Annotated in this window: 19 protein-coding genes; 12 read left to right on the top strand and 7 right to left on the bottom strand. The window is 61.2% G+C overall.

The features are described from left to right. Positions 1-12: 12 nt before the first annotated feature. Complete coding sequence (locus ACF8EA_RS09475; RefSeq protein ID WP_392521736.1) at positions 13-1,179, bottom strand: N-acetylmuramoyl-L-alanine amidase; 1,167 nt, start codon at positions 1,177-1,179, stop codon at positions 13-15. Between the two features lie 152 nt (positions 1,180-1,331). Here ACF8EA_RS09475 and ACF8EA_RS09470 point away from each other — a divergent pair, with 152 nt between their 5' ends. From ACF8EA_RS09470 to ACF8EA_RS09435, 8 genes are all read left to right on the top strand, one after another. Beyond that, complete coding sequence (locus tag ACF8EA_RS09470) at positions 1,332-1,733, top strand: Fur family transcriptional regulator (RefSeq protein WP_020190656.1); 402 nt, start codon at positions 1,332-1,334, stop codon at positions 1,731-1,733. Between the two features lie 46 nt (positions 1,734-1,779). Then, positions 1,780-2,997, top strand: a complete 1,218-nt coding sequence (zigA, locus tag ACF8EA_RS09465) for a zinc metallochaperone GTPase ZigA (protein ID WP_209965734.1) — start codon at positions 1,780-1,782, stop codon at positions 2,995-2,997. 50 nt (positions 2,998-3,047) lie between these two features. After that, entirely contained in the window at positions 3,048-3,959 is a 912-nt protein-coding gene (gene folE2 / locus ACF8EA_RS09460) for a GTP cyclohydrolase FolE2 (protein ID WP_392521734.1), read from the top strand. After that, the gene (gene cysS / locus ACF8EA_RS09455) at positions 3,952-5,382 is read left to right on the top strand and encodes a cysteine--tRNA ligase (protein WP_392521732.1); all 1,431 of its coding nucleotides are present in this window, start codon (positions 3,952-3,954) and stop codon (positions 5,380-5,382) included. Before folE2 ends, cysS begins: the two co-directional genes overlap by 8 nt. Continuing rightward, entirely contained in the window at positions 5,376-5,966 is a 591-nt protein-coding gene (locus ACF8EA_RS09450) for a 6-pyruvoyl tetrahydropterin synthase family protein (protein WP_392521730.1), read from the top strand. Before cysS ends, ACF8EA_RS09450 begins: the two co-directional genes overlap by 7 nt. 40 nt (positions 5,967-6,006) lie before the next feature. Continuing rightward, complete coding sequence (gene thrS / locus ACF8EA_RS09445; protein WP_392521728.1) at positions 6,007-7,998, top strand: threonine--tRNA ligase; 1,992 nt, start codon at positions 6,007-6,009, stop codon at positions 7,996-7,998. A gap of 178 nt (positions 7,999-8,176) precedes the next feature. Continuing rightward, on the top strand, positions 8,177-10,267 hold the full coding sequence (locus tag ACF8EA_RS09440; RefSeq protein WP_392521726.1) for a TonB-dependent siderophore receptor: 2,091 nt from the start codon (positions 8,177-8,179) through the stop codon (positions 10,265-10,267). A 14-nt stretch (positions 10,268-10,281) separates the two neighbouring features. Then, positions 10,282-11,004, top strand: a complete 723-nt coding sequence (locus ACF8EA_RS09435) for a DUF4198 domain-containing protein (protein ID WP_392521724.1) — start codon at positions 10,282-10,284, stop codon at positions 11,002-11,004. Positions 11,005-11,140: 136 nt separating this feature from the next. Here ACF8EA_RS09435 and ACF8EA_RS09430 read toward each other — a convergent pair whose 3' ends face one another. From ACF8EA_RS09430 to ACF8EA_RS09405, 6 genes are all read right to left on the bottom strand, one after another. Then, the gene (locus tag ACF8EA_RS09430) at positions 11,141-11,389 is read right to left on the bottom strand and encodes a hypothetical protein (RefSeq protein ID WP_392521722.1); all 249 of its coding nucleotides are present in this window, start codon (positions 11,387-11,389) and stop codon (positions 11,141-11,143) included. A 150-nt stretch (positions 11,390-11,539) separates the two neighbouring features. Continuing rightward, positions 11,540-12,415 (bottom strand): metal ABC transporter substrate-binding protein, encoded by an 876-nt coding sequence (locus tag ACF8EA_RS09425; RefSeq protein ID WP_339444246.1) that lies wholly within the window; start codon positions 12,413-12,415, stop codon positions 11,540-11,542. Between the two features lie 9 nt (positions 12,416-12,424). Next, positions 12,425-13,285 carry a metal ABC transporter permease gene (locus ACF8EA_RS09420; protein WP_392521720.1) on the bottom strand — a complete coding sequence of 287 codons (861 nt, stop codon included), beginning with the start codon at positions 13,283-13,285 and terminating at the stop codon, positions 12,425-12,427. Next, complete coding sequence (locus tag ACF8EA_RS09415) at positions 13,285-13,950, bottom strand: metal ABC transporter ATP-binding protein (RefSeq protein WP_392521718.1); 666 nt, start codon at positions 13,948-13,950, stop codon at positions 13,285-13,287. Before ACF8EA_RS09415 ends, ACF8EA_RS09420 begins: the two co-directional genes overlap by 1 nt. Positions 13,951-14,139: 189 nt before the next feature. After that, entirely contained in the window at positions 14,140-15,462 is a 1,323-nt protein-coding gene (locus ACF8EA_RS09410; protein WP_392521716.1) for a cation:dicarboxylate symporter family transporter, read from the bottom strand. Between the two features lie 157 nt (positions 15,463-15,619). Then, positions 15,620-16,033, bottom strand: a complete 414-nt coding sequence (locus ACF8EA_RS09405) for a VOC family protein (RefSeq protein ID WP_021784645.1) — start codon at positions 16,031-16,033, stop codon at positions 15,620-15,622. Positions 16,034-16,134: 101 nt separating this feature from the next. Here ACF8EA_RS09405 and ACF8EA_RS09400 point away from each other — a divergent pair, with 101 nt between their 5' ends. The 4 genes from ACF8EA_RS09400 (at position 16,135) to ACF8EA_RS09385 (ending at position 21,065) form a co-directional block, all read left to right on the top strand. Next, positions 16,135-17,007 (top strand): LysR family transcriptional regulator, encoded by an 873-nt coding sequence (locus ACF8EA_RS09400; RefSeq protein ID WP_338444879.1) that lies wholly within the window; start codon positions 16,135-16,137, stop codon positions 17,005-17,007. 32 nt (positions 17,008-17,039) lie between these two features. After that, on the top strand, positions 17,040-18,323 hold the full coding sequence (locus tag ACF8EA_RS09395; RefSeq protein WP_392521711.1) for a DUF2254 domain-containing protein: 1,284 nt from the start codon (positions 17,040-17,042) through the stop codon (positions 18,321-18,323). A gap of 127 nt (positions 18,324-18,450) precedes the next feature. Beyond that, complete coding sequence (locus ACF8EA_RS09390; RefSeq protein WP_176684179.1) at positions 18,451-18,840, top strand: DUF2946 family protein; 390 nt, start codon at positions 18,451-18,453, stop codon at positions 18,838-18,840. Between the two features lie 71 nt (positions 18,841-18,911). Continuing rightward, the gene (locus tag ACF8EA_RS09385) at positions 18,912-21,065 is read left to right on the top strand and encodes a TonB-dependent receptor (protein ID WP_392521709.1); all 2,154 of its coding nucleotides are present in this window, start codon (positions 18,912-18,914) and stop codon (positions 21,063-21,065) included. Positions 21,066-21,070 lie beyond the last annotated feature (5 nt).

Genomic DNA, 21,070 nt, shown 5'->3' with positions numbered 1-21,070 from the left:
ACGCAGCGTGGATCACGCCTGCTCCCTGGCCGCGATCAGGCTGCCAGCCGGTGGTTTCTGGCGGAAGTAGCTGTCCAGCCCGGCGAATATCGCCTCCGCGACCTTGCGCTGATGACGGGCATCATGCAACCGCCGGCAATCTCCGGCATTGGAAATGAAACCGGTCTCGACCAGGATCGAGGGTACTGCCGCCGACTTGAGCACGGCGAAACCTGCCTGTTCCACCCGCGCTTGATGCAGGCCCGAGACCTCCCCAAGCTGCGAGAGCACCTGATGCCCGAGATCCAGGCTGGTGGCGATCGTCGAGTTCATCGACATGTCCAGCAGCACGCCGGCGACCATGGGGTCGCGCTCACGCAGCTTGATCGGCAATCCCCCGCCGCCCCTGTCTGCATCATTTTCCCGCTGCGCCATCCAGCGCGCCATCGACGACGTCGCGCCCCCGTGCGACAAGGCGAACACCGATGCCCCCGACGCCGTGAGTCGCGGTGCAGCATCGGCATGCACCGAAACGAACAAGTCCGCGTTCAGCCGCTGACCGAGTTCGGCGCGCTTGCGCAGCGGAATGAAGACATCGTCACTGCGTACCAAGCGTGCCTTGTAGCCTTTCTGTGCATTGATGCGCTTGGCCAGCAACTTGGCGATCTGTAACGCAACGCGCTTTTCCTGCTCGCCCTTGGCCCCGACTGCACCGGGATCTTTGCCGCCATGCCCGGCATCTACCACGATCAACAGGTCGCGCTGTCGCGCCAAGGGCTTGGCAACTTCCGGCGCAACGCCCACCGGTGGCCCAGTGAGTACCAACTCCAGGCCATGCCTCCCGGTGTTGAGCAAGCGGACTTCGCCGCGTACTGCCGAGTCGGCCAGGTCCAGCACGATACGCAAGTCACCGGACGCGGTGATGCCACTGCGCACGGCTGTGACAGCAGTGCCGTCCAGGGCAAGGTCGTTCAGTGACGCCTGCAGACTGGCCTGAGGAAGATCAAGAACCAACCGCGGTGGTGCCGCGAGGCTGAAATGCTTCGCCGCCACCGGCCCGGTCAGCTCCAGCGACACCTTGGTGACGCTGCCCGACCGGCTCACCCAAACCCGTTTAATCGCCTGCCCGGCTTGCGCCGCAAGAGGCAGCGGCAATGCCAGGCATGCAAGCAGTAATTTCAGCGCTCGGCGACGATCCATATGTACTCCCATTGACCTGCGAACCAGCGAACCAGCGAACCAGCGAACCAGCGAAGCCTCGGGCAATTTCGCTAGCCATTTTATTATTGTTACTTTATAACATCCTAAATCCAGAAAAAATGAAGACTGCCCGCCAACGGAAGGAGACCTGCATGCAACTGACCAGCAATCAGCAACGTGTCCTGACGGCGCTTCAGCAAGCCGACAAGCCGCTCAGTGCGTACGCCATTCTGGACAGCCTGCGCAATGAAGGTGTCAGGGCGCCGACGCAGATCTACCGCGCGCTGGGCCACCTGGCCGAGCAAGGGTTGATTCATCGGCTGGAGTCTTTGAACGCTTATGTCAGCTGCACCTGCCCAAGCCAGTGCGAAGCAGGTTTCAGAGCGTTCGCCATCTGCGACAGCTGCGGCCATGTCGATGAGTTCAACGTACCGCACCTGAACCAGGCCTTGGGGCACTGGATGAAACAGAACGTGTTTTCGCTGTGCAGCTCGGTCATCGAGCTGCACGGTAAATGCGCCGCCTGTACTCGCCGTGATGCAGGCGAGGACTGAGCAGAGCCGCACGCATGCGCACCACCCTTTATCATGAGGCCTCCCGATGAGCACCCCTGTCCCCCATACCAACGAAGCCGCGCGGCTGCCCGTCACTGTACTTTCCGGCTTCCTCGGAGCCGGCAAGACTACCCTGCTCAACCATATTCTGAACAACCGCGAAGGCCGGCGAGTCGCGGTGATCGTCAACGACATGAGCGACGTGAACATCGATGCCGCGCTGATACGCGAGGGTGGCGCCGAGCTGTCACGCACCGACGAAAAGCTGGTGGAGATGAGCAATGGCTGCATTTGCTGCACCTTGCGCGAAGACCTCCTGCTCGAAGTGGACCGTCTAGCCAAAGAGGGTCGCTTCGACCAATTGGTCATCGAATCGACGGGCATCTCCGAGCCACTGCCGGTGGCGGAAACCTTCACCTTCGAAGGCGAGGATGGCCGCAGCCTCAGCGAAGTGGCACGCCTCGACACCATGGTCACCGTGGTCGATGCCTTCAATTTCCTGCGCGACTACAGCTCGCGCGACAGCCTGCAGGCACGCGGTGAATCGCTGGGCGAGGAAGACGTGCGCACCGTGGTCGACCTGCTGATCGAGCAAATCGAGTTCTGCGACGTCATCGTACTGAACAAGACCGACCTGATCAGTGGCGAAGAGCGCGATCGCCTGATGGCCATCCTCAATACCCTCAATCCAAGGGCGAAAGTCGAAATCGCCGAGTTCGGCAAGGTCGCGCTTGATCGCGTGCTGGACACCGGCCTGTTCGACTTCGACGAGGCCTCACGAGCGCCTGGCTGGCTACAGGAAATGCGCGGCACCCACACACCCGAAACGGAAGAATATGGCATCGCCAGCTTCGTCTACCGTGCCCGCCGACCTTTCCACCCTGACCGCTTCCATGCGCTGGTGGAAAGCGAATGGCCTGGGGTGGTGCGCTCCAAGGGTTACTTCTGGCTCGCCTGCGAGCCGTCCATGGCCGGCAACTGGTCCCAGGCCGGGGCCGTCGCGCGCCATGGCCCGGCAGGCTATTGGTGGGCGGCCGTTCCCGAGGAACATTGGCCGACCGACAGCGAATCGGTCCTGCACATCAGGTCGAAATGGCACGAGGACGTTGGCGATGCCCGCCAGGAACTGGTGCTGATCGGTATGGAAATGGACGAGGCAGCGCTGCGGGCGCGTTTCGATGCCTGCCTGCTGACCGATGAGGAAATGGCCCAGGGACCGGAAGGCTGGATGAAGCTGACCAACCCCTTCCCCGGCTGGAACTGATTCAAACGCCTTGCTGCCACGTGCAAGGCTCCCACCACTGGATATACATGATGAGCTCAGCATTACCCGACGTTTCCGTCACCGACCTGGCCCCCAGCCTCAGCCCGCTGCAATGGGTCGGCATGCAGGGTATCGACCTGCCGGTAAGGATCCAAGAACCGACCTACCAGCGTGAGCTGCACGCCCGGGCGGATGTCCAGGTCGACCTGCCGGCACCGCATGTCAAAGGCATTCACATGTCCAGGCTGTATCGCCTGCTGGACGCCTGGGGGCAGGCTGCGGCGGTGTCGCCGGCAAGCCTCTTTGCGCTGTTGCAGGAGATGATCGACAGCCATCAGGATTGCGAAAGCCGCAATGCCAGGTTGCGCCTGGATTTCGACTTGCTGGTTCGCCGCCCTGCACTGGTGACCGAGGGCCTCTCTGGCTGGAAGTCGTACCCGGTTCACGTGCTCGCGACGAAGGTCGGCGGGGCGCTGAACCTGAGTATCGAGGCCAGGATCGGCTACTCCTCGACCTGCCCGTGCTCGGCCGCTCTCTCCCGGCAGTTGATTGAGGACGGCTTCCTGCGAACCTTCAAGGACCAGCCACTGCTCGAAGCCAGCGCCGTCGCGCAGTGGCTGCGCAGCAACGCGTCGCTGGCCACACCACATAGCCAACGCAGCGAAGCTCGAGTGCGCGTCACGGTACCTGCCGATGCCCCGGATCTCGGGTTGCTGGCCCTGATCGACCACGTCGAAGGCGCCTTGCGCACGCCGGTTCAGACCGCCGTAAAACGGGCTGACGAACAGGCTTTCGCAGCACTCAACGGGCAGAACCTGATGTTCGTCGAAGACGCTGCGCGGCGTATTCAGGCAAGCCTGCACGGTTACCGCGATAGCCAAGTGCACGTTCGCCACCTGGAAAGCCTACACCCGCACGATGCTTCGGCCTGGTCCGCCCCGCAGGCCGCTGCGCATGACTGAGCCGATCTACCTGCACAACACGCTGACCCGGCGCAAGGAAGTGCTGCGCACTTCACGGCCCGACCAGGTGACGATGTACGTCTGCGGCCCCACGGTCTACAACTATGCGCACATTGGTAATGCGCGCCCGGCCGTGGTGTTCGACCTGTTGGCCAGGCTGCTGCGCCACGACTACGCAGAACTGGTGTATGCCCGCAACTTTACCGACGTAGACGACAAGATCAATGCCGCGGCGGCTGCGGCAGGCGTTCCCATCGCCAGTATCACTGACCGCTTCATCGATGCTTACCACTCGGACATGACCGCACTTGGGGTGGCCTCCCCCGACCTTGAGCCTCGCGTCACCGCGCACATACCGCAGATCATCGCCCTGATCGAGGCCCTCATCGAACGTGGCCATGCCTATGTGGAGCAAGGCCATGTGCTATTCCACGTGCCGTCCTACCCAGCCTACGGCGAGCTCTCCGGCCGTAACACCAAGGACATGCTAGCGGGTGCCCGCGTGGAGGTCGCGCCTTACAAGCGCAATCCGCTGGACTTCGTGCTGTGGAAACCGTCCACGGCCGACCAGCCCGGCTGGAGCAGCCCCTGGGGCAGCGGCCGACCGGGCTGGCATGTGGAGTGCTCGGCGATGATCGGGCAGCACCTGGGCCATACCATCGACATCCATGGTGGCGGCCAGGACCTGATCTTCCCTCACCACGAAAACGAGATCGCCCAAGGCACCTGCGCCCACGGCACGTTGTACTGCCGCACTTGGGTGCACAACAGCTTCGTCACCGTGGATGGGCAGAAGATGTCCAAGTCGCTGGGCAACGTGCGCCTGGTGCGCGACCTGCTGGGCCAGGCGCCTGGCGAAGCGATTCGACTGGCGTTGCTGTCCACCCACTACCGGCGCCCGATGGACTGGAACGCCAAGCGCCTGAACGCCGCAGTGCAGACCCTCATCCGCTTCTACACCAGCCTGGCGCGCTGCGACGACGTGCCCGGCGCCGACGATGTGGCAGCGGACGGGCAATTGCTTGACGCCCTCAGGGACGACCTGAGCGTCGCCGATGCCTTGGCCCGCCTGCATGTGCTGCGCCAGACGCTCGACAATGCCAGCGATGAGACATCCCGTGCCCAGGCCAAGGCCCGGCTGGTCAAGTCTGCCGCACTACTCGGCCTGTTGCAGCAAACACCGCTGGCAGCACTGCGAGCACTGCAGCCACACATTGAAGAGCCGCCACCACAAGCCGCGCTACTCCGTTTGCTTGAGGCCCGCGAGACCGCGCGCAAGGCCCGCGACTTTGCCACTGCCGACAGACTGCGCAGCGAACTGGAAGAGGCTGGCTACACCGCCGAGGATACCGCGCAAGGGCCAAGACTACGCCCCCTCCAGCAAGCGACTAGCTGCCGCGACAACTCAGGTGACCCATGCTGATCCGTAAACTGTTCAAATTCGAGAACGCCCACATCGTGCGAGGCTGCAGCACCCGACGCTGTTCCCACTCCATCCATGGGCACTCCTACAAGGTCGAGCTGATCCTGCACGCCGACGCGCTGGACAACGGACAGATGGTCTACGATTTCGGCCTGCTCAAGGGCGACATCAGGGACCTGATCGACGCCTTCGACCATTGCGTCGCACTGTGGTCCGGTGATGATCCCGACTACCTGGCGTCGGTCCGTAGGCATTCGGAACGCTGGGTACTGGTTCCGGTTTCGCCCAGCGCCGAGCAGTTCTCGCGCCTGTTCTTCCGCCTGGTCGATGCGGCGCTGTCGAAGGCCGAAATGCGCAATGGCGAGGCGGATGTACGCTTGCACTCGGTCATCGTGCATGAAACCGAGACCGGCTACGCCCAGTGTTTCCGGGCCGACGTGCAGAACCCGCGAATGGGCCTGATCGACCTGCACGCCATCGAATTCTCGCCCGCCATCACCCAGGCCTGGGCAAACCCTGGCTTGTTCGAGCACCTCAAAGCCCACTCCGCCATGCTGCAGACCGAGCTGCCTGGGCTGGGTTGACCGACCCGCGGCCACACTATTGAACTCCGAGCCTGAAAAGATGCCAGAAAACGCCCCACCCCCCGCCCTTTCCGTGACCTTGCTCGACGGGTCGCAGCGTCACTTCGACAGCCCTGTCACCGTCCTGGACGTCGCACGATCCATTGGCCCTGGCCTTGCCCGCAGCACCGTTGCCGGCAAGCTCGACGGGCGTCTGGTCGATGCCTGCGAGGTCATCGACCACGATGTCAGCCTGCAGATCATCACGCCCAAGGATGAGGAAGGCCTGGAGATCATCCGCCACTCCTGTGCCCACCTGCTTGGGCACGCCTTGAAACAGCTGTTCCCCACCGCGCAGATGGTCATCGGGCCAGTGATTCGCGATGGCTTCTATTACGATGTCGCCTATGAAAGGCCGTTCACCCCGGCCGACCTGGAGGCGTTCGAGGGCCGCATGCGCGAACTGATCGCCCAGGAGTACGACGTGATCAAGCGCATGCTCAGCCGCGCAGACGCCATCGACGTGTTCAGTGCCCGCAACGAAAGCTACAAGCTGCGCTTGATCGACGACCTACCGCAGGCCACACACCTTGGCTTGTACTTCCATCAGGAATACGTCGACATGTGCCGCGGTCCGCATGTGCCGAACACGCGCCTGCTGAAGGCATTCAAGCTCACCAAGCTGGCCGGCGCCTACTGGCGCGGTGATGCGCGAAACGAACAACTGCAACGTATCTATGGCACCGCCTGGGCCGATGCCAGGCAGTTGGCGGAGCACCTGCGCGGCCTCGAAGAGGCGGAAAAACGCGATCATCGCAAGCTGGGCCGCGAGCTCGACCTGTTCCACTTCGAAGACGATGCGCCTGGTGCGGTGTTCTGGCATCCACGGGGCTGGGCTGTGTTCCAGGCGCTGATCGCCTACATGCGGCGTCGCCAGAACGACGCGGGCTACATCGAGGTCAACACGCCGGATGTGATGGACCGCAGCCTGTGGGAAATCTCCGGCCACTGGCACAACTACCGCGACAACATGTTCACCACCGAAACCGAAGATGGCCGGGCACTGGCGCTCAAGCCCATGAACTGCCCCGGCGGGTCGCTGCTTTACAAGCACGGCCTGAAGAGCTACCGGGACCTGCCAATCCGCATGAGCGAGTTCGGCAAGGTGCACCGCTACGAACCCTCGGGGGCGCTGCACGGGCTGTTACGGGTGCGCCATTTCACCCAGGACGACGCGCACATCTTCTGCACCCCACAGCAAATGGAACAGGAATGCCAGTCGGTGGTGGCCATGGTGCTCGACATCTATCGCCAATTCGGCTTCGAGGATGTGCGTATCAAGCTGTCCACACGGCCGAACAACCGCATGGGCGACGATGCCACATGGGACCTGCTGGAAGGCTCGCTGATCAATGCACTGAACCACATGCAACTGGCCTGTCAGGTCAACCCCGGTGAAGGCGCGTTCTATGGGCCGAAGCTTGAGTTCGTGCTGCGCGATGCCATTGGCCGGGACTGGCAATGCGGCACCCTGCAGGTGGATATGAACCTGCCGGCGCGTTTTGGCCTGGAGTATGTCGACGAGGACGGTCAGCGCCAGCGCCCGGTGATGCTGCACAGCGCACTGTTCGGCTCGCTGGAGCGCTTCACCGGCATCCTGCTCGAACACCATGCCGGCAAGCTGCCGGGCTGGCTGTCGCCGGTGCAGGTCGTGGTGTCCTCGATCACCCAGCAATACGCGGGTTACGCACAAGACGTGGCGAAGCTGTTGCGCGGTGCCGGTTTGCGTGTCGAGGCCGATACACGCAATGAGAAGATCGGCTACAAGGTGCGCGCGCAAACCCTGCAACGTATCCCGTTCCTGTTGATTGCCGGTGCCAAGGAACAGGCAGAAGGAACCATCGCCATTCGCAACCGCGACGGAGAGGACTTGGGCAGCTTCGAACTGAAATCGGCCATCGACCTGCTTTTGCAGCAGTGCGAAGCGCCGGATGCAGCTGAACGGCGGCAGGCGATCGAGCACCTGTGGGCGGTTCTCTCGCCTGCAAAATAACACCACACATTCAACAGGAATCATTTACGGCTGTGAATGAGCATTACCTGCTGGCGTTACGTTATTACATCTAATAACATGCGCAACCCAACAGGTGATCCCCTTCCAGCTCGTGGGCAGTGCCCAGTCAGGACATACCAACAATGCGACGTCATGGCGTGAAAAACGGAGACTTTACGTGAACCCTCGTGCCCCCCTTCTGGCCGGCCTGACGCTGGGCTTGTTCGGCCAGCCGATTTCAGCGGCACAACCCTTGCTGCTGAACGAAACCTCCATCACCGACGTCTACCTCGAAGAGCGCGCCGACGGGCCGGTGCAAGGCTATCGTGCCAACCGCTCTGCCACGGCCACCCGCACCGATACCGACATCCGCGACACGCCGCAGAGTATCGACGTCGTGCCCGCGCAGGTGATCAAGGACCTCAACACCACCCGCATCGACCGCGCCTTGGACTTTGCTGGCGGCGTGTCGCGGCAGAACAACTTCGGCGGCCTGACTTTCCTCAACTACAGTGTGCGCGGCTTCACCACGGGCGAGCTGTACAAGAACGGTTTCGCCATCAACCGCGGCAGCTACAGCTCGCCGGACACGTCCAACATCGAGCGCATCGAAGTGCTCAAAGGCCCGGCTGCCAGCCTGTACGGCCGTGGCGACCCTGGCGGACTGGTCAACATCGTCACCAAGCGCCCTCAGGCCGAAGCCTTCAGTACCCTCTCCCTCAGCGCAGGCAGCTGGGACCGCTACCGAACCGCCCTGGACGCCAACTCGCCGCTGGACAGCGAAGGGAATCTGCTGGGCCGGATCAACCTCGCCGTCGAAGACAACGACAGCTTCCGCGATCATGTCGGCAGTGAGCGCCGTATCGTCAGCCCCTCCCTGAGCTGGCAACTGTCACCCGACACCCGACTGATGATCGACACCGAGTTCTCCCGCACCGAGTCGGTGTTCGATCGCGGAATTCCGGCGGTCAACGGCGAAATGGGGTCGGTCAAGCGCTCGACCTTCCTTGGCGAGCCGAATGACGGCGAGATCCGCAACGACAACCAGACCCTCGACGTGGCGCTGGAACACGTGCTCAACGACAACTGGAAGCTGCGCCTGGCCAACCACTACACCCAGGGCACGCTCAAGGGCAACAGCTCCGAGCCCCAGGCCCTGGTCGGCACCACCATCACGCGCTTCTATCGCGAACGCGACTTCGAATGGAACGACAGCATCACCCAGGCTGAGCTGCACGGGCAGTTCGAGCTGGGTGGCTGGCAGCATCAGACCCTGGCCGGGCTGGAGTACGAAAACTACCGCAACAGCCAGAAGTACCCGCAAAGCGCCACCTCCGCAGCGTATGGGCTGGATATCTACAACCCGGTATACGGCAAGCCGAAGCCAGCCCTCACCCGTGCCAACGACTTCTTCGAGCACACTGAAAGCTACGCGATCAACCTGCAAGACCAGATCGCTTTCACCGAGCGCCTGCGCGGGTTGCTGGGCGTACGCCTGGAGCACTTCGAGCAGACCTCGCAGAACCGCACCACGGGCCTCAGCAACAGCCAGGAAAAGGACGTTGCCACACCGCGCATCGGGGTGTTGTACCAACTGACCCCGCATGTCGGCGTGTTCGCCAACGCATCCACTTCGTTCAAACCCAACACCATCGGCACCCAGGGCCAGGTGTACAAGCCTGAAAAGGGCTTGGGTTACGAGACCGGGGTCAAGCTCGACCTCCTCGACAGCCGCCTGGGCGCAACCATCGCCCTGTTCCATATCGACAAGGAGAACGTCATCACCACCGACGCCCTTGGCGAGAGCGTGGCGGCGGGCGAAGCGCGCAGCCAAGGCCTGGACCTGCAGTTCAGCGGCCAGCTGACCGACGCGTTGCGAGTGATCGGCGCCTACGCCTACATCGACGCCGAGGTCACCAAGGGCGACGCAGCCCTGCCCAAAGGCAGCGACTTGCTCGGCATCGCCCGGAACAGCGGCAGCCTGATGGGCGTGTACGAATTCCAGGACGGTGCCCTGCGCGGCTCGGATGTGGGCGCAGCGGTGAACTACGTCGGCGAACGCTCCGGCCAGGCCGGCAGCGACTTCACCCTGGACGCCTACAGCACGGTCGACCTGCTGGCGCACTACAAGGCCAGCGAACAGGTCACCGTCGGCCTTAACCTCAACAACCTGTTCGACCGCAAGTACTACGAACGCTCGTACAACAGCGCTTGGGTGCTGCCCGGGGAGCCACGCAACTTCAGTGTCAGCCTGACCCTTAGCCTTTGAACCGAGGAACCATCATGCATCCATCGTTGAAAGTCGCTTCCCTGTTGACCCTGATGGTCAGCGTCAACGCGGGCGCCCACGGCCTGTGGACCGAGGAGCGACGTGGCAATATCGAGGCCGTGTACGGCCACGGCGCCGAGGATAACGCCTACAAGGCGGAAAAAATCAAGCGCGCCTGGGCCTTCGACACGACCGGGAACATGGTCCCGGTCACGGTCGAGCGCCTGGCGGATCATGCCGTACTGCAACCACTTACCCCACCTGCGGCACTTGCTGTGCTGCTGGACAACGGGCCTTGGTCACAGCGCCCGGACAAGCAATGGGTCAATCAGGATCGCACCCACGTCAAGGATGCGATCGCTTCCACCCACAGCTTGAAATACAGCCTGGCGATCTACCAGAGCGGTGCTCGCCTGCCGAAACTGGACATGCTGCGTTTGGCGATCGTTCCCCTGAGCGACCCTCTGCAAGTCGGGCCAGGCAAGACGCTGGAAGTGCAGGTACTGCTCGATGGCAAACCGGCTGCTGATATCCCGCTGCAGGGCGATTACCGGGGCGCCCCTCACCAGGTCAGCGCCACCACCGACAAGCAAGGCCGGGCACGTATCACCGTACGCAATGAAGGACTCAACATCATCGCGGCCCAGGCTACCCTGCCAATGGCAGACGGCAGCCCCGTGGCCCAGCAGAGTCTGTTCAGTTCACTGACGTTCCTGGGTGAGCCGCACCACGAGTAACACCAGCAACGTACCTCGGCCGTGTCGGCCGAGGTACGGCAGGCACGCCAGGACAGAGGGCGAACGGCCTGCCGGCTCGTTGGACGACGCTGCGCCCGACAACTACGCTGAATGCCTCAGCACTCGTTAAAGGGCGTTAGAAATGGGTACCTGCAACCAGCACCCGCACCATGACCATCAGCACAAGCCCGGCTGCGGTCACACGGCAATCGAACACGATGGGCATGTCGATTACCTGCATGATGGGCACTTGCATCACGTGCATGGCGATCATGTCGATGAACACACACTGGAAGCCAACGGCCAGAACCCCGACCGCTGCACCCCCGGCCACCAGTGTGGCGGCCATGCTGTCGACCATGTCCACGGTCCGGGTTGCGGCCATGAGGCGGTTCCCCATGGCGACCATGTCGATTACCTAGTCAATGGCCACCTGCACCACCCCCATGGCGATCACTGCGACGACCACGGCCCGGTAACCGTGGTCAAATAACCCTTGCCCGCCTCCAGCCGGCAAGGGCTGGAGGCGCTGGTCTCACTGGCCTGCCAACGCCTGGATGAGGGTTTGTACATTCTGCCGATACATGCCCAGATAGGTACTGGCAGGGCCTTCGGCGGCAAGTGCATCGGAATACAGCGTCCCACCTATCTTCGCGCCGGTATCGTCGGCAATCTGCCGCATCAACCTGGAATCCTTGATGTTCTCGATGAACACGGCCTTGATCTTGTCGCGCTTGATCATCGAAATGATGCTGGCGACATCTTTGGCCGTCGGTTCCTGTTCGGTGGAAAGGCCTTGGGGTGCCAGGAACTCGATGCCGTAAGCCTGCCCCAGGTAACCGAAGGCGTCATGCGAGGTGACGATCCGGCGATTGTTGGCCGGCAACGCTGCGAAGCTTTTCTTCACCTCGGCCAGCAAGGCGTCGATCTGCTGCTGATAGGCAGCCAGGTGGCTGCGGTAGGCCTGGGCATTGTCGGCGTCAACCGCTTCCAGTGCCTTGGCAATATTGGCCGCGTAGATCTTGGCGTTGGCCAGGCTGTTCCAGGCATGGGGATCGGGGATGGTCTGGCCCTCCTCGTCCAAGGTGCGCGGGAGGATCCCCTGGCTAGCCCGGACGACCTGAGCCTGGCTGCCGGTGGTCTTGATCAGGCGGTCCAGCCAGGGTTCGAAGTTCAGGCCGTTCTCCACCACCAGGCGCGCCTGCAGCACGTGCCTGGCATCATCGGGCGTCGTTTCGTAGACATGCGCATCGCTGTCGGGCCCGACAATATTGATGACCTGCACCTGATCGCCCCCGATCTGTCGGGTGATATCGGCCAGGATACTGAAACTGGTCACTACCTTGATGCGTTCCGCGGCAGACAGTAACGGTGACAGCAACAACATGAGCACAACGATCAACGGGCGCATAGCGGCTCCTCAGTGAGTGACAGGGATGTAGTGACGACGCAGCAGGCCCCTGACCGGCCCCACCATCACCGACAGCAGGTAGGCACTGCCAGCCACGACGACGATCGCCGGGCCACAGGGCAGTGAGGCGTAGTAGGACAACAGCAACCCCAGCCAGACCGAGCCCATGCCGATCAGCGCCGAGATGGCTATCAGCCAGGGCAGGCGCTGGCTCCAGAAGCGTGCGGCGATGGCTGGCAGCATCATCAGGCCAACCACCATCAAGGCGCCGATGGCCTGGAAACCAACCACCAGGTTGATGACCACCAACCCGAGGAACACCCCATGGGCGATTGGCCCCCAGCGACTGACGCTGCGCAGGAACAGCGGGTCGAGGCTGTCGAGCAGCAAGGCCCGGTAAATCAGGGCAAAGGCCAAGAGACTGCCGATGGCTACCCATACCATGGTGTGCAAGGTCGCCTGATCGACCGCCAGGGCCGAGCCGAACAGTAGCCCCAGCAAGTCCAGGCGCTTGCCCGCCAGCCCGAGCAGCAGAACGCCCGAGGCCAGTGAAATCGGGTAGACAGCCGCCAGGCTTGCGTCCTCACGCAAGCCGGTGTGCCGGCTCACCAAGGCTGAGAAGCCTGCCACCATCAAGCCCGCCACCAGGCCGCCCAGGGTCATAGCCACCACGGACAGCCCTGCCAGCCAAAAGCCCAAAGCAGCGCCCGGTAAAATGCCATGGGAAATGGCGTCACCGATCAGGCTCATGCGCCGCACCACCAGGAATACCCCCAACGGCGCGACACTCAGCGCGAGGGTGAGGCCACCGAACAGCGCACGGCGCATGAAGGCGAATTCGACGAAAGGTGCCCATGCCAGATCGAGCATCACAGCACCTGCCCCAGACCGGTTCCACCGATCACGGTATGACTGGGCCCATATTGACAGCCCTCGCTGTCGACCAGCAGGCAATAGTCGGCCATCTCTCGCACCCGAGACAGGTCATGGCTGACGACCACCACCGTGTGGCCAGCTTTGTGCCAAGCGGCGATATGCTCCCAGAGCAACGCCTGCCCGGCCTTGTCCAGGGCCGCGTCGGGCTCGTCGAGCAGCAGCAGGTTGGCGTCGGTCAGGCTCAGGCGTGCCAGCAGCCCACGCTGCAACTCGCCACCTGAAAGCGCTTCCAGGGGGTGGTCCTGGAGTTTTTCGATATTCCAGGCTTGCAACGCTTGGCGCAGCCGCTGGCCGCGCTCCCGACGGTGCAGGCGTTGCCCCCAGAAGCCAGCGCTGACCAACTCACCCAGGCTGATTGGAAATTGCCGGTCAATGGCTGAGCGCTGGACCAGATAACCGATCTTCGTGCCTTCGGCGCTGATGCGAAGGCGCCCGGACAACGGCTTCTGCAAGCCGGCAAGCACTTTCAACAAGCTGCTTTTGCCAGCGCCATTGGCCCCCACCACCGCTGTCAAACTGCCGGCCGGCAGCTTGATGTTCAGATACGGGGTCAACGGGCTATTGGCAGCCCCCCACAAGAGGTCTTGGCACAGGATCACGGGAGAGTTCCAGAACGAAAGACAGGGAAGTGGCCGCAAACGCTGGCCTCATCAACAAAATGATATGTTATAACAATTTAAACGCAACACTTTTCTATGCACCGAGCACCAGCGGGTTACCGAGGTTGTGCAGCAGCACCGCGATGATCGCGCCGGCCGCAAACGCTGCGGCCAGCATGATCCCCAGCGTCACGCCAGGCCGTTTTTTGCCGAGCCCTCAGCGCTAATCGAACAGGTCAACACTTGCGGGCGCTCCCCGGGCGCTACCATCGGGGCAGCAGGCATCCGGTATTGGTTCTCCCACTTCGCCACAACCAGAGGCGCCAGTGCGTTGCCCAAGACATTCAGCGCCGTGATCGGCATGTCCATCAAGCGATAGACTCCGGCGATGAACGCAATACCTTCCACAGGCAGACCGGCACTGGTCAGCGTAGCGGTCAAGATCACGAACATGGCCCCCGGAACGCCGGCTGCGCCCTTGGAGGTCAGCACCATGATGATGATCAGCATCGCCTGGTCAGCCAGGCTCAGGGGAATTTCATAGAGCTGCGCGATGAACAGCGTGCCGATGCCCACGAAAAGCGATGCGCCATCCAGATTGAAGGAATAACCCGTAGGGATAACCAACGTAGCAATCGAACGCGGCGCACCGTAGGCCTCGACCTTTTCAATCAACTGGGGCATGACAGTCGCCGAGGCGGCAGTACTGAACGCCAGGATCAACTCATCCTTGATCGCCTTGATCAGGTCGAAGATGTTGATCCCTGCAACCTTCGCGATGCCGCCCAGCACGACCACGCCGAACAGAATGACCGCGATGTAGGTGACGGCAATCAGTTTTGCCAGAGGCAGCAATGCGGAAAGCCCGAAGTTGGCGACCGTCACGCCGATCAGGCCAAAAATCCCGATGGGTGAGTAATGCATCACGATATGCGTCACTTTGAACATCGTCGCGGAAATGGCATTGACTACCGCGATCAGCGGCATTTTCTTCTCTTTGTCCAGAGCACTTAGCCCAAAGCCGAACATGACCGAGAAGAACAGGACAGGCAGCAGCTTTCCTTGCGCCATTGCACCGACGATATTGTCCGGGATGATATTGAGGATGACTTGACCAAACCCTGTGCTCTCCGAGGCAGAGGGAAGCGAGAGCGTTTGGGTGTTTGCAAGGGTGGTCAAGTTGGCACCTACGCCCGGCTGCGCAAGATTGCCAACCAGCAGGCCACAAACAATTGCGATGCTGGTCACGACGAAGAAGTAGAACAGGGCTTTCACCCCTACCCGCCCTATCGCCTTGTTATCACCATTGCCTGCGATCGCGCCGACCATGCACGCGAACACGAGGGGTACGACAATCATCTTCATCATCTTGATGAAAATATCGCCGACGGGTTGCAAAAGGTTGCTGGTTATCCAGGCTTTGTACTCGGGAAAGAAATTGAGAAATGCCCCCACTACAACCCCGAGCACAAGACCTGCAATAATTCTAGTCACCAGACTAGTCTTCGCCATACGTCCTCCAGTTATTATAATTTGGACTGTACATTGGCCGGCAAAAATGCCAAACACATCGTTGGAACCTGTTATTTTTATTGAGTGGCCACTTACCGATACACGCCTCTTACTTCATGCAGACAAAGCGGGGGAGCGTCCCGGACGTTTTTGCCAATCAGGTGGCAAAAACACCTTCAAAGTCCTTGAACCCTTTGATCTCGATCGGGTTGCCACTGGGGTCCAGGAAAAACATCGTTCGCTGCTCCCCAGGTTGGCCAGGGAATCGTACAACCGGCGGTATGTCGAACTGCACACCATGAAACGCCAGGCGGTCTGCCATCGCGAACCAGTCATCCAGATGCAGCACCAAGCCGATATGCGGCATCAGCACTTCATGATCGCCGACTTTGCCGGTACGGGTAGTGGGAAAAGGTACACCTTTGTGAAGCGAAATCTGGTGACCGAAGAAATCGTAATCCACATAAGTTTCACTCGCGCGGCCTTCTTTGCAGCCGAGAATGTTACCGTAGAAGTTACGCGATGCTTCGAGATCTGTAACATGGTATGAAACATGAAATAACGATTTCATAACTACCCTCTTTGGTTTCTGATAGAACTTTTGGGGAGGTTAGCGTAGCCTCACGCAAGTGCTAAAGCGCATTTTTCCATCTCTCAGCGAAAGGAAATGTTTTGGACACTCGATTTCTCGAAAGCCTGATTGCGGTAATAGAAACTGGCTCGATTGCCGCAGCTGCTCGACGGGAAAACCTGACAGCACCTGCAGTCAGCCAACGTATACAAGCACTCGAGAAGTCACTGGCGTGCGAACTCCTGATCCGAAGCGCACACGCTGTCGAACCGACCGAGAAATGCCTGTCGTTGCTGCAGAAGATTCGAGATCTGATCCAGGGGGCAGCAGAGCTAAAGGAGGATCTGGACACCAGCAACCTGTCCGGGTATCTCAAGATTGGCGCGATTTCTACCGCGTTGACAGGCATATTGCCGGAGGCCATGAACCAGCTATCAACCATTGCTCCGCAATTGAGGCTACGCATCACCCCGGGGGACTCGCGCAGTCTTTACGAACACGTGGCTTCCGGAGAGCTTGATGCGGGAATCATGGTATGTCCGCCCTTCACCGTCCCCAAAACCTTGCGTATGCAGGTGCTTCGAGAAGAACCCCTGATGCTTTTGACCAAAGACCCCATTGACAAAAGCGACGTCCGCTCGACGATTCTTGGGCGAAACCTGATTCGATATGACTCAAATGCCTGGGGTGGGCAGATTGCACAGCAATACCTGAATGACAATGACCTGCAGCCCGATGTGCTGTGTAATCTGGATGCGCTAGATGCAATCCACATCATGGTCGCAAAAGGCATGGGGGCTTCTGTTGTCCCGTACTGGGCGGGATTGAAGACTGACGACGTGCATGCAACACCCGTGTCGGAGGCTGACAGCTACATGCGCCAGGTCGTCCTGCTTTACAAGTCCACCCCCAGAAGGCCTAAAGCTGTGGAGGTTTTGAAGGAACAGCTTATGAATAACTGCAACTTCCCCTAAGGGCCTACACTCTCGGCAAAAAGGAGGACTTCATGATAGCTCGCTGGCGTTGGTTGGCTACGAGAATTGCCAAGCGTCTCTGGTTCAGGGCAACGCTTTTCTCCCTGTTGGGGGTGGTTACGGCGTTGGTGGCCGTGGTGCTCAAGGATGCGGTCCCCGTCACCTTGCCTGCCCGTATCGGTGCAGATGCGGTTGACAAGATATTGGGTATCATCGCCTCGAGCATGCTGGCCGTCACAACGTTTTCGCTGAGTACAATGGTCTCGGCCTACAGTGCCGCCAGCAGTGGCGTAACCCCGCGCGCCACTTCGTTGGTCATGGAGGACGCCACGACCCAGAACGCTCTGGCGACCTTCATCGGGTCCTTTCTCTTCAGCCTCGTCGGTATCATTGCACTGAGCACCGGAGCCTACGGTACACAAGGTCGTGTAGTGCTTTTCACCGTGACGATTGCGGTTGTGGTCCTGATCATTTACACCTTGCTGCGCTGGATTGATCACCTCTCCAAACTAGGGCGCGTGGGCGAGACGATCGACCGTGTCGAAAAAGCTGTGATCAAAGCCATCGAGCAGCGTGTTGAACACCCCTATCTGGGCGGTGCAGCCTACCCGCCTGACCTCAAGCTTGCTGAGGCAGCCCATGAAGTGAAAAGCGGCCAGACAGGCTATGTACAGCACATCGATGTCCTTACGCTAAACAGGATTGCGACGGACACCAAGATTCGAATTTATCTCGAAGTCCTGCCTGGCACCTTTGTCCATGAGGGTATGGTGGTTGCGCGGGCCTTGGCCGTGAACGGTGAGCCGCTCGATGACAATGGCGCGCTGGACATCGATATTTTCGCTGCCTTGAGCATCGGCCTCAGGAGAACGTTCGAGCATGACCCGCGCTTCGGGCTTTCGGTGTTGTCCGAGATTGCCTCGCGAGCGCTGTCCCCTGCGGTAAATGATCCCGGTACAGCCATCGACATCATTGGGCGCGGCATTCGGTGCTTGACGTGTTGGGGGAAACTGCATCCCGTGGCGCAGAGTACGGATAACGAATGCGCGCAGGTCTATGTGCGTGCACTGGTGGCGGATGACCTGTTTGACGATTTCTTTGCACCGATCAGCCGGGACGGCGCAGCTTTGCACGAGGTCAATCTGCGCTTGATCAAAGCCCTTGTCAGCCTGGCGCACATCAACCCCCATGCATTTCGGCCCGCCTGCAGCCGGCATGCCGCGCGATTGCTTGCACACGCGGGCAGTGGGCTTGTGCTTCAACAGGACAAGGACGAACTCCGCGCGCTTGCTGCCGAACTCATAGGTGTCCACTAAGTCTCGTGCGCCTGCACCCGATTGAATATTCGCGCTTGAAAAGTCCCCCTGTTCAGATGCTTCAGAAGATGTAGAATCCGTCGCCAACTCCAAACCTGATCATTCCGTTGTCACGCCGAGTCCCGCCATGAAGCTGGCCCACCACACACGATCACAGGTCGCCTGGGTGCTGTATTTCAGCATCCTGTTCGGCTCGTTGTTGTGCGCCATGGGCCATGGGCAAATGGCCGGGTTGCGCCTGGCTGGCATGGATGATGCCGCTTGGTGCACGGCTGACAGCAGCGGCATGTACCAAGGTGAGCAAGACTTAAGCGATCCGGCCCTGCCTGCCGGCGGTGACTGCGTGATCGCCAGCCTGTTCAGCGCCACGCTGCTGGCCGTATTTTTTGGCCTGCTGACCTTGCTCGCCGGCGAGCCGGGCAGCCCCTTACCCAACCAACCTCCACCACGCCTGCCCAAGCAGCGTTGGCCACTGGTCAATCCCCGCGCCTCTCCTGCTTCGCTTCTCGCGTTCTGACATCGCCACGTCCCCGTGCCGCCTGATCGGCAGCGGGCGTGTGCTCACCGATTTCAGCCAGGAAGCCTTGCATGTTCCGCATGACCACTTTGGCGCTGCTCGTTGGCAGCGCAACCTGTGCCTGGGCGCAGGATGACACCCTGACCCTGCCGGCCAGCAATGTCACGGCCACAGCCAATCAACCCACGGAGGCAACCCGCCTTGACCTTGATCGCCCCATCGAAAGCGGCTCGCGGCTGAACCTCAGCGCCAGGGAGAACCCCGCTTCCGTCAGCGTTGCCGACCGCAAGACCATGGAGCGCATTGGCGCACGTAACTTCCAGGACGTCGCCAATGCACTGCCCGGGGTTAACGCCTCGGCTCCGCCCGGCTGGGGGGGTTATGTGTCGTACCGAGGGTTCAACGGTGCCCAGATCAGCCAGTTGTTCAATGGCATCAATTTGCAGTATGGCGGCGCGGCGCGCCCGGTGGGCGCCTGGATCTACGACCGCGTCGAATTGCTCGGCGGGCCATCCTCATTCCTCAACGGCAGCGGCGCTGTCGGTGGCAGCCTCAATTTCATCACCCGGCTGGCAAGCCGTGACGAAGACACCTTCGAAGGGCGCGTCAGTTATGCACGCTACGACACCATGGAAACGTCGGTCGCCTTCAACAAGGCGCTGAACACGGGCGACGGCCCGCGCCACTATGCCCGCCTCGACTACAGCCGCACCAGTACCAACGGCTATATCGATCGGCAGGAGAATGGGGCCGGCAATCTGGCTTTCTCGCTGCTTAGCGACATCAACGATCAGCTCTCGCACACGCTGGCCATCGAATACCTGGAAGAGCAAGAGGACAGCCCCTACTGGGGCACACCGGTATTGCAGCCACTGGTCGGTACCTTGCACATCGACAAGCACAACCGTTTCAACAACTACAACGTCGAAGACGGTCGCTACGAGCAGCGGACCCGGTGGCTGCGCTCGATCACTGACTATCGCTTCGACGACAACACCCAACTGCGTAACACCTTCTACCACTACAACGGCCAGCGCGATTACCGCAATCTTGAGGTGTATCGCTACACCGCCGACAACAGCGCCATCGCTCGCTCGGGCGGCTATCGCCAGCGGCACGACCAGGAGGTCAACGGCGACAGGCTCGAGCTGACCCATCAGGGCCAGTTGTTCGGCCTTGCCAGCGACTGGGCGTTCGGCATGGACTACAACACCAACCAGCAAACCAACTACCCGCTGTCCAAGGGGGCGTTCGACACGGTTGACCCGAACGGCTTCGAACCCGGGCACTTCCTCGATATCCCCGGTATGGACGCGCCCATGACCAAGGGCAGAACCACCACCACCGACACCACCTCGGCCTTCGTCGAGAACCGTACCCGCCTGACCGATCAGCTGTCATTGATCACCGCACTGCGCTACGACCATATCGACTTCGACGTGGTCGACCATGTGGCGCGAACCAGGCTCGACCGACGCTGGGACGCCATCACCGGTCGCCTGGGCCTGGTCTATGACCTGACCTCCAACGTCAGCCTGTACACCCAATACAGCACCTCGGCCGAACCACCAGGCGGTACCCTGACCAGCGCCTCGATCAGCCAGGTCGGCGACTTCGACCTGAGCACCGGCCGTCAGGTCGAGGTAGGCAGCAAGTTCGACTTCCTCGATGGGCGCGGCTCGGCCACGGCAGCGGCGTATCGCATCGTGCGCAAGGATATCTCCGTACCCTCCTCGACCGTGCCCAACACCACCGAGCAGGCGGGCCAGCAGACCTCCACCGGCATCGAGCTGGCAGCCTCGTTCAAGGTCACGCCCAAGCTGCTGGCGGCAGGCAACTTCAGTTGGGTGAATGCCGAATACGATGAATTCAACGAGACCATCGGCGGCGTGGTGTACTCGCGCAAGGGCAAGAACCCGGTGAACATCCCCGACCGCGTGGCCAACCTCTGGTTGACCTACGACCTGGCGCCCGGCTGGCAGGTCGGGGCCGATGCCCGCTACGTCTCATCGGTGTACGCCAACACCGCCAATACCGCATGGGTACCGTCATACACCGTCTACGGGCTGTCCATGACCCACGACCTGGACAAGCACGTGCAAGTCAGCGCGCGGCTGCGCAACCTCACCGACGAGGTGTATGCCCGCTTCATCCATCAGACCAACACCCAGTACTACCTGGGTGAACCGCGCAGCCTGGAAGTCGCTGTGCAGTGGCGCTACTGATGAGC

This window comes from Pseudomonas sp. YQ_5, assembly GCF_043103305.1.
GTDB classification, from domain to species: Bacteria; Pseudomonadota; Gammaproteobacteria; order Pseudomonadales; family Pseudomonadaceae; genus Aquipseudomonas; species Aquipseudomonas putida_Y.
The sequence above is the reverse complement of the archived record's forward strand: the minus strand, read 5'-3'. Positions and strand labels throughout refer to the sequence as shown.